The sequence below is a fragment of the Streptomyces sp. NPDC013187 genome (assembly GCF_042899705.1).
Classification (GTDB): domain Bacteria; phylum Actinomycetota; class Actinomycetes; order Streptomycetales; family Streptomycetaceae; genus Streptomyces; species Streptomyces hawaiiensis_A.
Genome location: NZ_JBIBAF010000012.1, coordinates 231,384 through 247,856, shown reverse-complemented (window position 1 = coordinate 247,856; position 16,473 = coordinate 231,384). Strand labels below are relative to the sequence as shown.

The following is a 16,473-nucleotide window of genomic DNA, read 5'->3' as shown; positions in this document are numbered from 1 at the left end:
GTCGGGCCCCGGACTCACACCTCCTGGCCGCGACGGGTCGGGCCCCGGACTCACACCTCCTGGCCGCGACGGGTCGGGCCCCGGACTCACACCTCCTGGCCGCGACGGGTCGGGCCCCGGACTCACACCTCCGGTCAGGCGAAAACGGCGTGGCGCCGCTGCTCACCGCGGCCGTGCGTTGTGCTGTGCCCGATGCCCCATCGACTCCCAGAACGCCCGCAACTCCGCGATGCTCGTGCGGCGCTGCCAGGACGCCCTGCGGTGCAGGCCGGAGCGGGAGTGGGACAGGAGGGTGGCCTGGGCCCGGCAGAAGGCCTCGCCGAGTTCGACCCGCTGGCCGTCGAGGCCCTTGGGCGGGTAGGGGCACAGCTCGAAGGCGCAGTCGTCGCGGCAGTTGGATCCCGCCTGGGAGGACGCCGTGCGGACGGTGGTGCGGCCGGGGTCGAGCGGGCTGCGGTCCAGGGTGAGGCAGGGCGGCAGGTCGGGGCGGGCGGTGTGCCGCAGACGGCGGATGCGGTCGGTGGGCCAGTCGCCGCGCTCGGCCAGGTTGAGAAGCAGCAACACGTCGGCGAGGAGCTGCTGCGCGCTCGGGTGGAGGGCGCTCCAGCCGGTGGAGGGCGGGATCCAGAGGTTGTGCTTGCGGGCCTCACCCCGGGACGTCTGGGAGCCGACGTGCGCCGCGACGCCCGACTCGTCGACCCACAGGAACCGTTCGGGCTGCCGGGTCTCGAGCGCCCACACGCACAGCTGCCCGGCCGCCGTGACGAAAGGGTGCTCCGGTTCGCCGTCCGGCCGGGCCAGCCATTGGCGGACCTGCTGGGCGGGGTCGGAACCGTGGCCGCTCGAGGGGCGTGAGGTCGTGGCGCCGTCCGGCAGGTCCCACAGGGTCAGCGCGTGCAGCAGCGTCAGGCGTGTGAACCAGAAGCGGGTGCGCTTGAGCATGTCCCAGGCCTGCTCGCTGAGGTACTCGCGGGCTTCGGCCCGGGCGTGCGGATGGCGGTGCCGCCGGTTCGCCGCGTACTTGAAGCCCTGCGCGAGTGCAACCTCCACGTTGAGGTCGAGTGCGGCGCGCGCGTCCGGGCTGTCCTCGGGGATACCGACGCGGCGCACCCAGCTCTCCAGGAACGCGTAGGGGGTGTCCTGGTGCCGGTGGGTGGTGACCGAGCCGACGAGCAGCGGGACCAGCCAGGCGCACAGGGTGTTGTCCCGCCACTGCCGTTCCTCGGCCTCACGGTCCTCGCGCTCCCGTCGCCGTTCCTTACGCCGCTGCTGGTCACGCTCCTTCAGTTCCCGCTTCATACGGGCGACCTGGCCCTCGCCGTGCCGGCGGCGTCGGCTCTCCCGCTCGCCGACGACCTCGGGCTGCTGGCCGCCCCACATCTCCTCCGTCCAGTCGGGCTCCCGCTCCACCCGCCCCGTCTCGACCACCTGCGGTCCGCGCAGCCTGGGCTGGAGCGCCTCGAAGGCGAGGTCGCCGCCGGCGCCGATCTCCTGCGCGATGGCGAGACGGACGGCGTACGAGGACTCCAGGCGCGCGATCTCGAACAGTTCCAGGTAGGCGGGCCGCAGGGTCTGACGCTGGGCGACCCCGCGCATTGCCTCGCCGAACCGGGTCACGAGCAGGGCCTTGGCGGTTTGCAGGGTGTGCGGGTCGCGGGCCCGCAGCTCCGGCCAGGAGGTGCACAACCGCATGGCGATCAGGTGCTGCTCCGGCTCGGCGTCGACGCTGTCGATCTCCAGGGCCGCCGCGTAGAGCTCCAGGGCCTTGCTGTGCAGGGTGCGGCCGAAGAGGGGGCGCACCTCCTGCTTGTCGTCGTTGTCGTGTCCGGAGGTGCGAACCGACTGGGCCTGGCAGGCGGCCTCCATCAGAAGGTCGCGGGCGGCGCTCACCGGGCACCAGCAGGTCCCGTCCGGGTCCGTGGCGCCCGGCTCGTCGTGGACGCACGCGCCGTCCGGCAGCCGGGAGTGCAGCACCATGGCGATCAGCAGCTCCCGTCCCGGACTGCGCAGGGCCGCCGGGAAGAACGATCCCTCGCGGGGCTCGTCCGGGACGTCGGGGTGGATCACCGCGTTCAGGAAGCGGGCGCCCAGCTGGGCCTGGATGACGCTGTGCTGGAAGCGGACGCGGTCCCCGCCGAGCTCGACCAGCTCCATCCGGCCGCCCCAGTGGGCGGCGAGCCTGAGGTCGATACCGCTGTCGCCGACCCTGCGGGCCAGTTCGCGGACGATCTCGGGGAAGCGGGAGCTGGCGGGGTCCTGCTCGTTGACGACGTCGGCGAAGCGCACCTCGGAGGTGTCGAGGGCGAGTCCCACACACGCCAGCGCGGACAGGTAGTGGACGGTCGCGCGGCGCTCCTCCGGGGAGAGCGGCAGGTGCGGCCGGAAACGGCCGCTGATGAGGGCGCTGAGCCAGGTCTCGAACAGATGGAACCGCAAGGACGCCCGGTCGCCGCCCCTGGTCTCCACCGCCTCCTCCTCCGTGGGGACGCTGAGGGCGCGCTCCAGCAGCCCCTGTTCGTGCAGTTCGGCCGCGATCTCCAGATAGGTCGGGGCCTCGGAGATCCCGGCCCGCTCGACGATCCAGTCCAGCCGCTGGCGGTCCTCCCCGGCGCCCCCGGAGGAGATGTAGGTGAGGGCGGCCTCCTCGCTCAGCGGCTCCAGCTCGGTGAGGGAGGCCTCCATACCGCGCAGTGAGTCGTGCGGCCGGGAGGTGATGATCAGCGGCAGCCCCTCCTCGTTGGCCCGGCGGATGGCCAGCCGGATGACGGTGTCGCGCTCCTCCGTCAGGGCTTCCGTGGTGAGCGCTTCGTCCAGTCCGTCCGCGAGCACCACGATCCGGCCCTGCTGGCTCAGCCGCCGCCACACCTTCTCCGCTTCGGCGGCGGAGCGGATGGTGCCCTGCACCTCCCGGCAGAAGCGGTCGAAGGCCAGTTCGCGGAAGTCGAGATTGTTTTCGGCGGCGCGCAGCCGCAGCGGCACGGGCACCGCCCCGCGCTCCGCGAGCCGCTGCGTCAGCAGCACCACCAGCGCCGTCTTGCCGGTGCCGATGCCGCCGACGACGACGTGCGTTCGGCGGAAGCGGCGGTCGCGGAGGTCCTCCATGAGGACCGAGCAGAGCTGGTCGCGGCCGACGACCCGGCCGAAGATGCCGCCCGCGGTCTCCACGAGTTCGTGGGGATCCTCCAGTGCCTTGCGCACGTACGCCCGGCGCACGTGTCGGAAGCGGAAGAACAGGTAGGTGACGGTGGCCAGAGCGAGGGTGAGGAACGGCATGAAGAGCGACTGCAGGACGGTGCAGCTGAAGCCGTCGCGGCCGTCGCACTGATCGTCGATCCACCGGACAGGCGTTTGGACCCCCTTCTCCTGCGGCAGGCTGACGAGGGCCGTGATGGCCAGGAACAACAGGAGCAGCGCCCCGATGAACGTCAGCACCAGCAGTGCCACGTATGCGCCGTTCTTGCGGACCCGCCAGGTCCTGGTCCGGTCGTAACCCTGCCGCATCAGCCGGTGCCGGTGCAGGGCGGCGCGGACGCCGAGCCCGTCGCGCAGCAAGCGCCCGAGCCGCCGGTGGGGTGGTCCTCCTCCTTCGTTCACCCTGTGAGCCTTCCGCCGCGAACGCTGATCAGAGCGCCGACGGCCTCGGATTCACCCGACGGAAGCGCCGCGGGCACCCGCCACCCGGCCGTATGGCGCCGCTGCCGCGCGAGAGGCAGCCGGGTGCTTCCCCCTGGACTCCCCTCAACGACTGCGCGCTTGACGCTGAACCGTTTCACTGCTTCCCTCGAATGGCTGCCTATGGGAGCGCTCCCAGTCGTCCTACGTGAAGGGAACCCCGTGCAGACCTCCCCCCACACCGTCCCGAGACACACCCTGCCGGCCCTCCTCGCGGCCGTGCTCATGGCCTGCCTGCTCTCCTGGGCCGACGGCTCGCCCGCGCGGGCCGCCGCGGCACAGACCGCCTTCACCGGCACCACGGTGAAGGCGGCGGCCCCCGGACAGCCCGGCGACCCGAACATCAAGTTCGTCGGCCGCTGGGACACCAGCAGCTCCTCCACCGCCTACACCCCGTACTGGGCGGGCGCGTACTACCGGGCCGGCTTCACCGGCAGGACGGTCAAGCTGAAGCAGCGCGGCACGATCGACCTGTGGGCGCGGATCGACAACGGTCCGGTGAAGTTCTACGACGACGTCAAGGGAACGGTGAACCTGACCCCGTCGGCGCTCTCCCCCGGCAACCACACCCTCCAGGTCAACTACCAGGTGGTGGCGGGGTCGTACAAGGGTGACGCCGTCTTCCAGGGACTGGTCCTGGACAGCGGCGCGACGACGTTCGCGCCGCCGGCCCCGGCCAAGCTGGTCGAGTTCGTCGGCGATTCGATCACCGTGGGGACCACGAGCTCGCAGAACGCCCGTACCGCCTACGGCTGGCTGATCGGCGAGCGATTGGGCGTCGAGCACACGCAGATAGCGCAGGGCGGGGCGTGTCTGGTGGCCGCGGCGGACGGATGCGTGGGCCTGGAGCGGCAGTTCAGCAAGCTCAATCCGAACGCTTCGACGCCCGACTGGAACTTCTCCCGCTACCGGGCCGACGCGGTCGTCATCAACCTCGGCACCAACGACGTCGGTCACGGCGTGAGTTCGGCGCAGTTCCAGTCGGCGTACAGCAGTCTGCTGCGCAAGGTGCGGGCCGCCTATCCGCAGGCGTGGATCTTCGCGCTGGAGACGTTCCGCGGGCGGTTCGTCCCGCAGACCGAGGCCGCGGTGAAGGCCGCCGTCGCCGGGGGTGACGCGCGGGTCTCCTTCGTCGACACCACCGGCTGGCTGGGCTCGGGCGATCTGACGGACTCGGTGCACCCCAACGACCGGGGACACCGGGTCATCGCCGACCGGCTGGCGCCGGTCATCGCGGCGCGGATCGGGTCGTAGCGGACCTGACAGGGGCGGGCCTCACCTCCTCACATCGGGCCGGGGCCTGCTCCTCCTCCCTTGAGGCGTTCCAGGTCGGAGGGGCGGACCTGGATGACGACCAGGGCGATCAATGCGGCCACCGCGGTGAAGATCGCCGCCATGATGAAGGCGGCCGAGACACCGGAGGTGAGGATCTCGTCGGACCAGGGTTTGGGCAGTTGCCCGGTCTGTTCGAAGCGGATGCGTTCGGCCGGGGTCGCCTGCCGGAGGAAGTCCGGGATCTGCTCCTTCGCCTCGTTGGTGCTGGCGGTGCCGTACATCGTGACCAGGATGGACAGACCGAGGGAGCCGCCGACCTGCTGGGTGGCGTTGAGGAGTCCGGAGGCCGCCCCGGTCTCCGGCGTGGACACGTTGGACAGCGCCATGAGGGTCAGTGACACGAACTCCATGCCCATGCCCAGGCTGAAGACCAACATCGGACCGAGGACGCTGCCCGCGTACGTGGAGTGAACGTCGGTCAGGGTCAGCCAGGCCAGACCGGCCGCCGCCAGGATCGCGCCCACCACCATGAACGGCTTGGGCCCGTAGACCGGCAGGAACCGCGAGGCCAGTCCGGCACCGACGGCGATGACCGCGCTGACCGGCAGGAAGGCGAGTCCGGCCGCGAGCGGGCTGAACCCGAGCACGTCCTGCACGAAGAGCGTGAGGAAGAAGAACATGCCGAAGATGGCGGCGGCCAGGCACAGCATGATGCCGTAGGTGCCCGCACGGTTGCGGTCGGCGAACATGTGCAGCGGCGTGATGGGCTGTTTCGAACGTCGCTCGATCATGATGAAGGCCGCCAGGACCACGACCGCCCCGGCGAACGAGGCGAGGGTCAGGGCGTCCCGCCAGCCTTCCTGCGCCGCTCTGATGAAGCCGTAGACGAGCAGCACCATGCCCGCGGTGGAAGTGAGTGCGCCGGCGATGTCGAAGCGCCCGGGGTGGCGTTCGGACTCCCTGATGAAGCGCGGTGTGGCGAGCACGATGAGCAGGCCGATGGGCACGTTGACGAACAGCACCCATCGCCAGTCCAGCCACTCCACCAGCATGCCGCCGGCGAGCAGGCCGATCGCGCCGCCGCCGGCCGAGACCGCGGCGAAGACCCCGAAGGCACGGTTGCGTTCCGGTCCCTCGCGGAAGGTGGTGCTGATCAGGGCGAGCGAGGTCGGGGAGGCGATGGCACCGCCCACGCCCTGCAGGGCGCGTGCGCCGAGGAGTTGGCCGGAGTTCTGGGCGAAGCCTCCGAGCAGGGAGGCGAGCGCGAAGAGCAGCACGCCGAAGATGAAGACGCGCCGCCGGCCGAGGATGTCGCCGGCCCGGCCGCCCAGCAGCAGCAGACCGCCGAAGGTGAGGGTATAGGCGTTGACCACCCAGGACAGGCTGGTGGTGGAGAAGTCCAGCGCACTCTGGATGTGCGGCAGCGCGATGTTCACGATGGTGATGTCGAGGACCACCATCAACTGGCACGAGGCGATGACGAGAAGTGCCATCGTGTTTCCGCCACCACCGGATTCCCTGGTGGTGGTCGCCTGTGGTGAAGCCGGCTGCGGGCTGCTGCCTGCGGTGTCCACCGTTCGACGGTACGCCCGGCCCCCGCACCCCACCACTCGATCACTGTCGGCCACAGCCGGCCCGGGACCGGCTCGGACGGGGACGTCGGTTGCGGAGCGGCCCACCGGTGGCCGCAACCGGATCCGCGGTGGGCCGGCCCGCCGCGGGCCCTCGCCGCTCGGTCCGCGCGGCTCAGCGGCCGCCGCGGATGAGGCCCGTCAGATACCGCCACAACGAGGAGCGCTGCCGGGCGGACGGGTCCGGCAGGACCTCCTCGGCCACCCCGGGTGCGGGGTCGTCGGCCCACGGTCGCGGGGGCGGCGCGGAGGCGAGTTCGTAATGCACGGGCAGGGAGCGCAGGCCACGCATGAACGGCGAGGAGCGCCAGGGCAGTTGGTCGGCGGGCAGCGCGAGGTCGAGGTGGTCGAACCGCTCGAACAGGCGCCCCACGCCGGCCGCCGCGACCGCCGAGGCGAGTTCCCGAGCCGGGCACTGACGCGGCCCGGCTCCCCAGGAGAGGTGGGCCCGGGTGCTGATGGTGGTGCCCGAGGCGATGTGGTCGGCGAAGAGCGGGTCGGCGTGGGCGGCTCCCGGGGAGACCCACACGGGGTCGCCGGCCCGGATCGTGTAGTTGCCGAGGGGCGTGTCCCGGGCCGCGAAGCGCGGGACGAAATTGACCAGGGGCGGCTTGCGCATGACGACCCGGTTCATGCTCTCCCTGACCATCCCGGCGGACAGGCTGGCGCGCACGCTGCCCTCGCCCGAGATGACCTCCACGACGGTGTTGGAGATGAGGATGCCGACGTGGTCGGACGTCATGCCGAGCAGCATGAACAGCTCGCGGGCGAGCTGGTCGAGCGAGAGGTCCGGGTGGGCGGCCAGCAGGTACGAGGGGAAGTCGTCGCCCGGCTTCTGGAGCTTCAGCGCGGCCAGTTCGGCCAGTGTCGCCAGCAGGCGTTCCAGCGCGGCCTCGGCGTCCTGGCCCGCGTCGAGCACCCGCCACATGTCCATCAGCGCGTCGTCGCCCTGCGAGCCGGGGAAGCCCAGCAGATGGCTGGCCACCATCAGCGGCAGCGGCCGGGAGAACTGCGCGGACAGGTCCGCCACACCCGTTTTGCCGCCCTGTCCGACGAGGGTGATCAGTTCGTCGGCGTAGGCGGTGACGGCGGCCTTCAGGCGTTTGGCCTGGGGGTGACGGGGGTCCTGGAAGGGCTTGAGGGCGACGTCCCAGGCGGTGCGCAGCGGCCGGTAGCCGGGGCCGCCCTGGATCAGGATGTGGTTGACCTCCAGGGAGGGTCCGAGCGGCCAGTCGGCCGGAACCCGGCCCTCGGCGCGGGCCCGCCAGTTCTCCAGGCCCTTGGGCCAGCCGTCGTCGTCCTGGAGCACCTGGAGCGATTCGCGGTAGCCGAGGACCAGCCAGGCCGGCACCCCCAGCAGATCGACCGGCGCGACCGGGCCGTGCTGTTGCCGCAACCGTTCGTACACGAGCGCGGGACGGGTCTCGTAGTCCCTGGTCAGCAGCGGTTCGGGAGCGAGCGCCTCCAGTCCCGTGCCGTCCAGGTCCACGGATCCGCCGTCACCCCGCTGGGATTCCATTTTCTTGCCACCCTCCGACACGCCCTGTACCGGCACACCATCAGCCGGTAGCCGGAAACGGTGGGGACCCTACCCCAGGCTGAACTCGCGGGTAACGACCGGGGGTGGGGTGGTGGGGAGGGCCCGGCCGGTCAGGCGGCCGTGTACCCGAGTTGACGGCGCATGTAGGGCGTCATGAGGCTCTTCGCCTTGGCCAGGGTGGTGGTGCGGCTGCCGAGGACGGCGGACTCGCCGCCGGGCACCGGCAGCACGGTCAGTCCGTCGGCGGACCCGAAGGGCACGATGAGCGGGGTGCGCCGGGTCGGGCGGTAGAGGCGCGGTTCCCTGCGGTGCTTGCCCGAACTCTGCAGGTAGGTGCGGATGTTGTGGGCGGCGGTGTCGGCCTGGGCGAGGGCGGCGGGGGTGACCTTGAGTTCGCTGACGTCGTTCACGTCGCCGACGGCGAACACGTCCAGCCTGCCCTCCACCCGGAGCGTCCGGTCGACCTTCACGCGGCCGGCCGCGTTGAGCCAGTCGCCGTGTCCGGCCAGGCGCAGCCAGAGTGTGTTGGGGGTGGTGCCCGTCGCCCAGAAGGACAGGTCGGCCTCGACGATCGTGCCGCGGGCGTCGCGGTAGGTGCCGAAGTCGGTGCCGGGCGACATGAAGGAGTCGAGCAGCACCTCGACGTCGTGGGACTCCAGCCAGGCCAGGGCCTTGCGCCCCGGGCGGGCGTTGCCCGCGGAGTCGAGCAGCGCGGACCCGGAGTGGGCGAGGGTGACCCGGGCGTCCGGGCGGGCGAGGCGGATCTCGGCGCTGAGTTCGACGCCGCCCGGGCCGCCGCCGACGACCAGGACGTGCTCGGCCGTGGCGACCTCGCGCTGGTGCTCGGCGAACGACTTGGCCGCTTCCTCGGTGGTGGTGCCGGTGAAGCGGGCCGGTTCGGGATAGTCGGCGCCGGTGGCGATCACCACCACGTCGTAGGGCAGCCGCTCGCCGGTGGCGAGGACGACCTGCCGCTCGGCGGTGTCGACGCGGACGGCCTTGCCGGTGACCAGGCGGCCGTGGCGCAGCAGCCGGTCGTAGGGGATGAAGGGCGTGTGCGTCCACTCGGGGTGCACCCCGGCGCGCAGGGAGGCGATGCGGTGGAAGAAGACCTCTTTGCGGTCCACCAGCGTGACCCGGGCCGTGCCGTCGAGCCGCCTGGCCAGCCGGACACCGGCGTAGCCGCCGCCGATCACCACTACGTCGCCGTCGAACACACCGAGTCTCCTGTGCCTGGTGGGGGAAAGCGAGGGCCGCCGCGGACGGGCCCCGCTCGGATCGACCCCCGACGGCCACTCGACTGACGTGACAGTAGCGCTTGAAACTTAAAGGGATTCCGAGGTTCCGTGCATGTTCCGTGAAGGGATGGGCACCTGAACGGCCGTCACTTCCCCCAGATCTCGCGGTAGGCCTCCCGGTAGCCCGACGGGTCCCAGGCCGTGGCCCCTTCGCTGTTGTCGGCCGTCGCGATGTGCACGGGGGCCACGTACCCGCTGTGGGGGCGGCCGGAGAAGGCGCGGTTGAACTCGTCGACGATCTGCCAGCCCTGCAGGGACAGCGGTTCGGGCACGGTGGCGGCCTGGTACTGCTCACTGTTGACGCGCTGGAAGGCGGACGGGTCGCCGTCGCCGGCCCCGATGTTGAACGGCGGGCCGGACCCCTTCTCGCCGGCGGCGCGGAAGGCCGGGGCGGCGTCGGCGAAGTACAGGTCGTTGATGGCCACGGAGTGGGTCCAGCGGTCCTGGAAGCGGGAGAGCAGGGAGGAGATCTCCCGGGGGGTACGGCTGCTCGCGTCGGGGATCGGGATGTTCTCCACCGAGAGCAGCCTCACGCCCTGGCAGTCGGCCAGTTCCTCGCGGATCAGGTCGGACTTGTTCCGGGCGAAGGGGATCGACGCGTCGGTGATGAGCACGACTCCGGCGCGGCCGTTGGAGTCGGAGATGATCCACTGCGCGCTGATGCGGGCCACGTCCTCGACGCGGGTGGTGACGTTGGTGAAGAGGTCGGGCCGGCGGCTGGGGCCGGGGTCGGGGACCGCGTGCCAGCCGATCAGCGGAATGCCCTGGGCGTTGGCCCGGGCGGTCTGCTGGGCCGTCGAGTCGGGGTCGAACCCCCCGATGACGATGCCCGAAGGCCGCAGGGCGACGGCTTCGCTCATGGCCGCCTGGATACCGGCCGGGGTGCCGCCGCCGTCGATCACCCGGACGTTCCAGCCGATGGCACGTGCGGCGTCACGCACTCCGTCGGCCGCGCCCGCGACACCGGGGTTGGTCATGGTCTGGGCGACGTAGACCAGGGTCTTGCCGGACACCGCCCGGGGGCCGCTGGTGGGTCCGCCCCAGGGGATGTCGGTCCGCTCGGCCCGGGCGACGGCCTCCCGGGCGCGGGTGTGGACGGCGGGGCAGCCGCTCGGGCCCGTGGTGCTCTCGTCGGCGTCGTCGGAGGAGCCGCGTTCGCAGCCGGTGAGGACGGCGACCGTGGCCAGCAGGGCGCAGGAGGCGAGCCGCGCGGCGCGGACTGCGGGGGCGGCCTTGCGGGTGTGGTGCACGGGAGCTCCAGTGAGGGTCGACGCGGCGGGGCGAGCCACGAGGGTCAGGGCGGGGCCGTGCCGCCCTCTCGCGCGGGAGAGGACGGGGGTGGCGCGGCGGGCGTGTCGCGGGCCGCGCCGCCGCGCAGCCGGCGGCGGGCGGCGTATCCGGCCAGGCCCACGGCGATGAGCAGGGTGCCGCCGTTGAACAGCGGGACCGTCCAGAACTCGGCGCCCAGCTGCGCGATCCCGGTGAGGCCGACGGCGAGGACCGCGACGGCGACGACGGTGCCGAGGGCGTTGGGCCGGCCGGGTTTGATCGCGGTGGAGCCGAGGAGGGCGCCGACGAAGGCGGGCAGCAGGTAGTCGAGGCCGACGCTCGGGTTGCCGATCTGCTGCTGGGCGGCGAGCAGCACCCCGGCGAAGCCGACGATCAGGCCCGAGGCGGCGAACGCGTAGACGGTGTACCTGCGGGTCGGGATGCCCACGAGGTCGGCGGCGCGCGGGTTCGACCCGACGACGTACAGGTAACGGCCGAGCGGCAGCCGCTCCAGCACCAGCCAGAGGGCGGCAGCGAGGGCGAGCACGTAGAAGGCGGGGACCGGGAGGCCCAGGAACGAGGAGTCGTAGAGGTCGGTGAACCCGGGGGGCAGGCCCTGCGGGCCGGGGACGATCCGGCCGCCGTCGGTGATCCAGCCGGTCACGGCGTACATCATGCTGCCGGTGCCGAGGGTGGCGATGAAGGAGTCGATCCGGCCGAACTCGACGACGGCACCGTTGAGGACGCCCACGACCAACCCTCCGGCGAGCACGGTGAGGCAGGCGAGCGGCCAGGGCCAGCCCTCGTTGACGACGAGCTGCAGCACCATCACATGGGCCAGGCCCAGGCCGTAGCCGATGGAGAGGTCGAACGCGCCGGTGACGACGGGCACGGTGGCGGCGAGCGCGAGGACGGCCGGGATCGACTGGTTGGACAGGATCGAGTCGAGGGTGTCCAGCGTGGGGAAGGTGTCCGGCAGGGCGAGGGAGAAGGCCAGGTAGAGCAGGGCGGTGAGGGCGAGCAGGCCGTAGGCGCCGATGTGGTGGCCGCCGGGCCGGCGCCGCGGCCGGGGCGGGGCCGTCACGGGTGCCCGGCCTGGGACGGGGGCATGGCCGAGGCCGCCCGGGTGAGTCCGGCGACGGTGAGCGCGGGGCCGCGCAGCTCGGCCGTCACGGTTGCGCGCACGAAGACCAGCGTGCGCCGGCACACGCTCGCCACCTCCTCGAAGTCGGTCGACAGCAGCAGCACCGCGAGGCCCGCCTCCAGCGCCTCGTGGAGCAGGCGGTGGATCGCGGCCTTGGCGCCGACGTCGACGCTCGCGGTCGGCTCCTCCAGGATCAGCAGCCGCAGATCCGCCCGCAGCCAGCGACCGAGCACGACCTTCTGCTGGTTGCCGCCGGACAGGGTGGCGATCGGCGTCTCGCTGTCGCGGGGGCGCACCGAGAAGCGGTCCATCAGGGCGGCGGCCCGGGCCCGTTCGCCGCGGGGGCCGATCCAGCGCGGTGCGGGCGGGCCTCCCACGCGGGGGTTGGCCAGGAGGTTCTCCCGCACGGTCAGCTCGGCGAGGCAGCCCTCCCGCAGCCGGTCGCCCGGCACCAGGCCGACCCCGAGGGCTACTGCCTCCGCGACCGTACGGGGGTGGTACGGCCGTCCGTGCAGCACGGCTCGCCCGTCCAGGAGGGGGCGGGCACCGGCGAGGGCGCGGCCCAGGTCCATGTGCCCGGCGCCGGAGAGGCCGACCAGGCCGAGGACCTCCCCGGCGGCGAGTTCGAGGGACACGGGCCCGGCCCGGGCGGTGCGCACGCCGTCGAGGCTCAGGACGGGGGGTGCGCCGGCCGCAGTTCCGGCACGGCGGTCGGCGGCCGGTTCGTCCACCTCGCCGACGATGTCGTGAACCAGGCGCGCGGGGCCGCGCTCGGCGAGCCGGCCGTGACTGACGAGCCGGCCGTCACGCAGGACGGCGAAGGTGTCGGCGACCCGGTAGACCTCGTCCAGGCGGTGGCTGACGTAGAGGACCGCGTGTCCGCGGTCGCGCAGCTCGTGCAGGACGCGGAAGAGCCGGTCGCAGTCCGCGGCGGGCAGGCGGGCGGTCGGCTCGTCGAGGACGATGAGCCGTGCGCGTGCGGCCAGGGCCCGGGCGATCGCCACCAGCGAGCGGTCGGCCGGCGCGAGATCGGAGACCGGCGTGTCCGGATCGAGGTGCGCGGCGACGATCCGCAGGGCCTCGACGCAGTGCGCGCGGGTGCGCCGCCAGGAGATCAGCCCGGACCGGCGCCCGTACCCGGTGGTCAGGGCGATGTTCTCGGCCACCGTCATCCACTCCACGAGACCGAGGTCCTGGTGGATGAACGACATGGCCCGGGTGGCGGTGGGGGTGCCGAGGGACTCCCCGGCGACGGTGACCTGCCCCGCGTCGGCGTGGTGGACTCCGGCGAGGATCTTGATGAGGGTGGACTTCCCGGCGCCGTTGGGCCCGAGGAGGGCCAGGACGCTGCCGGGGTGGACGTCGAGGTCGGCCCCGGCCAGCGCGACGGTACCGCCGAACCGCTTGCTGAGTCCGCGGATCCGGACCAGGGGCTCCGGCCCGAAGGGCGAAGCCGTCTGCGGGGGCGTGTCGGGAGCGTCGCGCACTCGATCAAATTACAGCATTCCGGGCATTTTTCAGCCTGCTACGGCTCCGATGGGGAGTGGCCCGCCCGGCGCCCGGCCGATGGTCGCCTCACACCGCGCCGAGCCCGCACTCGGCCCAGATGACCTTGCCCTCGGGCAGGTAGCGCGTGCCCCAGCTCTGCGACAGCTGCGCGACGAGGAACAGGCCGCGTCCGCCCTCGTCCGTGCTGGCCGCCCGCCGCAGGTGCGGTGCGGTGTTGCTGGCGTCGGAGACCTCGCAGATCAGGGTCTGGCCGTACAGCAGCCGCACCCGGATGGGCTCGGCGCCGTGCCGGATGGCGTTGGTGATCAGCTCGCTGAGGATCAGCTCCGCGGCGAACGCGGTCTCGTCGAGCCCCCGGTCCGACAGCCATCGCACGGCGGCCGCCCGGACCTCGCCGACGAGGACCGGGTCGGCGGACAGCTCCCAGGCGGCGATCCGGTCGGGGTCCATGGCGTGGACGCGGGCGACGAGCAGGGCGATGTCGTCGTGCGGGTGCGCGGGCGCCACGGTGTCCAGGACGGCCTGACAGGTCTCCTCCGGGGCACGCTCGGGATGGGCCAGGGCCTCGCGCAACTGCTCCAGGACCACGTCGACGTCGCGGTGCCGGTCCTCGATGAGCCCGTCGGTGTACAGCACGAGCTGGCTGCCCTCCGGAAGGTCAACCTCGACGGCGTCGAAGGGCAGGCCGCCCAGGCCGAGCGGGGGCCCGGCGGGCAGGTCGGGGTAGGTCACGGTGCCGTCGGGATGGACGACGGCGGGTGGCGGGTGGCCGGCACGGGCCATCAGGCACCGCTGCGCCGTCGGGTCGTAGACGGCGTAGAGGCAGGTCGCACCGATGACGCCGGCGCCCTTGCCGTCGGGGTCCTCCCGGTCCAGGCGGCCCACCAGGTTGTCCAGGTGGGTGAGGACCTCGTCGGGCGGGAAGTCGAGCTCGGCGAAACTGCGGGCGGCGGTGCGCAGCCGGCCCATGGTGGCCGCGGAGAGCATGCCGTGGCCGACGACGTCGCCGACGAGGAGGCCGACGCGGGCGCCGGAGAGGGGGATGACGTCGTACCAGTCGCCGCCCACGTCGGACTCGGCGGGCAGGTAGCGATGGGCGACCTCGACGGCGTCCTGGTCGGGCAGGCCGTGCGGGAGGAGCCGGCGCTGGAGGGCCAGGACCATGGTGCGCTCATGGGTGTAGCGCCGGGCGTTGTCGATGGACAGGGCGGCGCGGGAGGCGAGCTCCTGGGCCAGGGAGCGGTCGTCGTCCCCGAAGGCGCTGCCCGCGCGGTAGAAGGAGGCGACACCCAGGACGACACCGCGGGCGAGCAGCGGTACCGCGATGAGGGAGTGGACGTGGGCCAGCAGATGTGCGGTGTGCTCGGGGTCCTGGGCGAGCCAGCCCGCGGCGGCGTTGAGATCCGGCTCCAGCACGGCCTCGCCGCTGCTGAGGCAGCGCAGCTGGGGCGTGGTCGGGCCGAAGTCGACGCGCTTGCCGGGGGGCGTGAAGGGCAGGCCCTCACGGATGCCGTGGACGACCGTGCGGCGCAGGTCGGCGATGGGGTCGGCGGACTCCTCGCCGCGCAGCACGGCGTCGGGCAGGTCGATGGTGACGAAGTCGGCCAGTCCGGGGGCAGCGGTTTCGGCCAGCTCCTCGGCCGTGCGGCGCACGTCCAGCGTGGTGCCGATGCGGGTGCTGGCCTCGGACAGCAGCTCCAGACGGCGGCGCGCGGCCAGGGCGTAGGCCCCGACCTGCGGCTCCCCCAGCATCACCAGTCCCCGGGCCGGGAAGGCCTCCCCCGGCTGCTGCTCGTCGGCGGCACTCCCGCCGCCGTCGGCCGCGGGGGCCCCGTCGGGCTCGGCAACGCCCCGAACCCCGTCGCTCGGGACGGCCGCACCCGGCTCGACGCGACGCCGACCGCCGCCGACCGTGCGGAGCCCGTCGGTGCCGTCGGGACCCGCCGTTGCGCCGTCGCCGCCGGGCGTCACGGCCGGGCGGGGCGATGCGGTGAGGTGCCCGGTCGGCAGGGTGAGCGCCGGGCGCGCGAGGGAGAGCGCGACGGCGGAGGCGCCGAGGCCGGGCAGCTCGTCCGTCTGGTGCGGTATGACGAGCGGCTCCCCCGCCGGGAAGTCCGGCAGCAGGGCCTCGATGGCGAAACCCCGGACTCCGGAACCGCTCGTCACCGGACGGCTCACCAGCGTCACCCGCCGGCCGTCGGGGAGGGCCACCTCGGCGGCGCCGCGCTGCGCACCGGAGATCAGCTCGGCGGCCTTCTCCTGGAGGATGGCCTGGTCACGGGGGTGGAACTCGTTCGCCAGCGCATCCAGCGCCATACCTCGGTGCGAACCGGCGGCCTCGGCTCCGGTGGCCAGGTACGTCCGCAGCAGGGCCTGCTCGCGCGCGGAGCTCTGCCCCAGCAGCCGCCGCTCGATCCCCTCGGCCGCCCGCCGGATGGCGACCCCCAGCGCGGGCCGCTCGAAGGCGCGCGGATAGCCGAGGCACAGGACGCCCTCGATGCGCCCGCTGAGCGGGTCCCGGACGGGCATCGCGACGCAGGCGTTCTGCTGGGAGCGCTGCGCGAAGTGCTCGGCGCCGTAGACGCGGATGAGCTGTCGCTCCGCCAGGGCCAGTCCGATGCCGTTGGTGCCGGCGACCTGCTCGGCGAACACGAACCCCGGGACGACCTGGATGGCCGGGAGGCTCCGGGCCATCGACGCGTCCCCGAAGCGGCGCAGCAGGACCGTCCCGTTCGCGTCGGCGACCGAGATGTTGACCTGACTGCCGGCGAACGTGGACTGCAGCCGGTCGAGCACCGGCACGGCCGCCCGGACGATACGGCCGCCCGCGTCGAAGTCCTCCCGGTAGGGCAGGTCGAAGGTGTCCGGCGACAGTCCCAGGGACCGGCAGCGCCGCCACGAGTTCAGGATGGACGCCCGTACGCCCGTCTCGACGGGCTCGCCCTGGAGGAACAGCTCGCGCAGACTGACGGGCCCCGTGCCGTCCGTCGCACGCCCCGCCGGCCTGGGTTCCTCGCCGGACCGAACCACGCTTCGCCTCACTTGCGCCCGCGGTAATCCGCTGCTCGGAAGAGAATCTGGCATTGATGAGGATACGGGCATTACGGGCGGTCGTCACGGCGCGCCGGGGTCCCG

The 16,473-nt window shown here is 72.9% G+C and carries 9 protein-coding genes; 1 reads left to right on the top strand and 8 read right to left on the bottom strand.

Features of this window, described 5'->3' with window-relative positions:
* Positions 1-162: 162 nt before the first annotated feature.
* Positions 163-3,594 (bottom strand): NACHT domain-containing protein, encoded by a 3,432-nt coding sequence (locus tag ACFY5B_RS26420; protein WP_389973346.1) that lies wholly within the window; start codon positions 3,592-3,594, stop codon positions 163-165.
* Positions 3,595-3,834: 240 nt separating this feature from the next.
* On the opposite strand from ACFY5B_RS26420, the gene ACFY5B_RS26415 reads away from it, so the two are divergent.
* The gene (locus ACFY5B_RS26415) at positions 3,835-4,926 is read left to right on the top strand and encodes a GDSL-type esterase/lipase family protein (RefSeq protein WP_389973343.1); all 1,092 of its coding nucleotides are present in this window, start codon (positions 3,835-3,837) and stop codon (positions 4,924-4,926) included.
* Positions 4,927-4,955: 29 nt separating this feature from the next.
* On the opposite strand, the gene ACFY5B_RS26410 is transcribed toward ACFY5B_RS26415, so the two are convergent.
* The 7 genes from ACFY5B_RS26410 to ACFY5B_RS26380 form a co-directional block, all read right to left on the bottom strand.
* Entirely contained in the window at positions 4,956-6,440 is a 1,485-nt protein-coding gene (locus tag ACFY5B_RS26410; RefSeq protein ID WP_389973340.1) for an MFS transporter, read from the bottom strand.
* Positions 6,441-6,693: 253 nt separating this feature from the next.
* The gene (locus ACFY5B_RS26405; protein WP_389973337.1) at positions 6,694-8,097 is read right to left on the bottom strand and encodes a cytochrome P450; all 1,404 of its coding nucleotides are present in this window, start codon (positions 8,095-8,097) and stop codon (positions 6,694-6,696) included.
* 131 nt (positions 8,098-8,228) lie between these two features.
* The gene (locus ACFY5B_RS26400) at positions 8,229-9,335 is read right to left on the bottom strand and encodes an NAD(P)/FAD-dependent oxidoreductase (protein WP_389973334.1); all 1,107 of its coding nucleotides are present in this window, start codon (positions 9,333-9,335) and stop codon (positions 8,229-8,231) included.
* Positions 9,336-9,502: 167 nt separating this feature from the next.
* Complete coding sequence (locus ACFY5B_RS26395) at positions 9,503-10,666, bottom strand: substrate-binding domain-containing protein (protein WP_389973331.1); 1,164 nt, start codon at positions 10,664-10,666, stop codon at positions 9,503-9,505.
* Between the two features lie 44 nt (positions 10,667-10,710).
* A complete protein-coding gene (locus ACFY5B_RS26390) occupies positions 10,711-11,769 on the bottom strand; it encodes an ABC transporter permease (protein WP_389973328.1) in 1,059 nt (352 codons plus the stop codon).
* A complete protein-coding gene (locus ACFY5B_RS26385) occupies positions 11,766-13,316 on the bottom strand; it encodes a sugar ABC transporter ATP-binding protein (RefSeq protein ID WP_389973325.1) in 1,551 nt (516 codons plus the stop codon). The genes ACFY5B_RS26390 and ACFY5B_RS26385 overlap by 4 nt, the downstream gene beginning before the upstream one ends.
* Before the next feature lie 88 nt (positions 13,317-13,404).
* The gene (locus ACFY5B_RS26380) at positions 13,405-16,368 is read right to left on the bottom strand and encodes a SpoIIE family protein phosphatase (protein WP_389973322.1); all 2,964 of its coding nucleotides are present in this window, start codon (positions 16,366-16,368) and stop codon (positions 13,405-13,407) included.
* Between the last annotated feature and the right edge of the window lie 105 nt (positions 16,369-16,473).

Bases quoted from the DNA above. Each gene is read 5' to 3' on its own strand.
- ACFY5B_RS26410 (WP_389973340.1), bottom strand. From the start codon at position 6,440: ATGGCACTTCTCGTCATCGCCTCGTGCCAGTTGATGGTGGTCCTCGAC.
- ACFY5B_RS26405 (WP_389973337.1), bottom strand. From the start codon at position 8,097: ATGGAATCCCAGCGGGGTGACGGCGGATCCGTGGACCTGGACGGCACG.